This is a genomic window from Heyndrickxia sporothermodurans (genome assembly GCF_003055045.1).
GTDB classification, from domain to species: domain Bacteria; phylum Bacillota; class Bacilli; order Bacillales; family Bacillaceae_C; genus Heyndrickxia; species Heyndrickxia sporothermodurans.
Window position 1 is genome coordinate 1 of the sequence record NZ_NAZB01000062.1, and the last position, 1,803, is coordinate 1,803.

Here is a 1,803-nt window from a genome sequence, read left to right on the forward strand (position 1 = left end):
AGACTTGTGGTAATAAGTCAAGAGAAAATCCATAAAAAATAAAGTTGATTTTGGACTTTCAAAGGAAAAAAAGGCGCACTGAACTAAACCCGCACCATCACAAGAACGCTTGTTCGGGTTTGCTGAAAGGATTCAAAAGCAGCTATTTGCTTTTGAGTTACACGCTCCTTTTTGGCGTGTAGAGTTGGTGATTGCGTAGTAGCACATCCACCAAACGCACTAATTTTCTTGCAGTCATGACAAGGGCTCTTTTGTGTTGAAATTTCGGAACTTCTTTATACTTCTTTAAGTAAAATTCACGATAGGCGGGTTCATTTCGTTGGACCGAGTTGGCAGCTTCAACTAAGTAATAACGAAGATACTGATTTCCCGACATGACTCGTGGTGTTCGTTCCGATTCATAGTCGCCTGATTGCGATTTTTTCCAGAAGAGACCGGCATATTTAGCTATTTGCGCTTGTGTTTCAAATCGATCAATTTGACCGATTTCGGCGATAATCCCTGCCGCATAAACCGGACCAATACCCGGCACGCTTTTCAAGCACTGTCCTTCTGGAATAATGTGAAATAGGGACTCAATCCCTTTTTCTAACTCTTTGACCTGGTTTTTAAGTGTTTGAATGAGTTTGGCATAGGTGGCCAATACGACATCAACGGAGTCCTGTACGACCTTGCCTAAACGGTAGGAGTCACGAATCGCCTTTTGGATGGATTTCGCAACTTTTTCTGGCTGACGAAAGCGACCTTTTCCTCTCTCTTGAAGGAACTCAGCCAGCTCTTCCAGCTCCATCTGAGCGATCTCATCCAGCGAAAAGGATTCAGCGAACAACTCCATCATGGTCGAACCAAAAACAGAAGTATCTACTTCATTGGTCAATGTATTGCACTTGTAATAGAGATTTTCAAGGAAATGCTGCTTACACTCGGTCAATTGATGAATGACCTGATAACGAGAACGCGTTAAACGCTGAAGGGCAACATACTTTTCTTCCTTGATGATGGTTTTATTATAGCGCCCAAACCGAAGAAAGTCGGCAATCCGAAATGCATCAATTTTATCGGTTTTATCTTCTTCAAATAAGCCTTTAAACCGATGGATCGCCTTTGGATTTTGAACCACCACTTCCACCCCAATCCGTTTTAAGTCGGCATCGTTATCTAAAAGATGCGCAGGGTGAAAGCTATACACAGAGGTGGATTCCATGCCGACAATGATTTTTTCGTAATGGGATTGTCCATGATAAGCTAAGATATTTTCTTTAATCTGGTTCGCTCCATGAATATCGTTTGGAAAAGTCGTTTCTTTTAAACGTGTGTCTTCGCTGTCCAGAAAACACACATCAAGTTTTTTAGAGCTTACATCAATACCTACAAATAAATTCACGGAAAGGACCTCCTTTCATTTGATTATGGAATAAGCTTGGATACTGCGGGATATCCCTAGAAACAATGGTCTGGCAACAGCCTCGCGTATGAGTATTCAAAAGGTGCGTCTCTAAAAGCTGCCCCAATGTCCACTAACATTGGTATAGAAATACACCGATACAGCTTGTGTGTTTGCAGTACAACCATTGTCTGGGTCACAGTCTTTAATCGTAGTCGAACTACAGGAGGAAACAGCATATTCCCAGTTGGATCCATTCCAATGTCTATTATCCAGGGATATCCCCCAGTATCCAAGCAATTCGGGTTGTGCTATTTATGAATATAAAGAGAGAGCAGCATTGCCTCCATCATAGATAGCAATATCTTAATTATTTAGTTATCAAAGAACAATAAAAGCAATTTCTAAAACTTATTATA

At 41.0% G+C, this 1,803-nt stretch carries 1 protein-coding gene; it reads right to left on the bottom strand.

What is annotated here, in order from left to right; genetic code table 11:
• Nucleotides 1-157: 157 nt before the first annotated feature.
• On the bottom strand, nucleotides 158-1,384 hold the full coding sequence (locus B5V89_RS18060) for an IS110 family RNA-guided transposase (RefSeq protein ID WP_108073350.1): 1,227 nt from the start codon (nucleotides 1,382-1,384) through the stop codon (nucleotides 158-160).
• Between the last annotated feature and the right edge of the window lie 419 nt (nucleotides 1,385-1,803).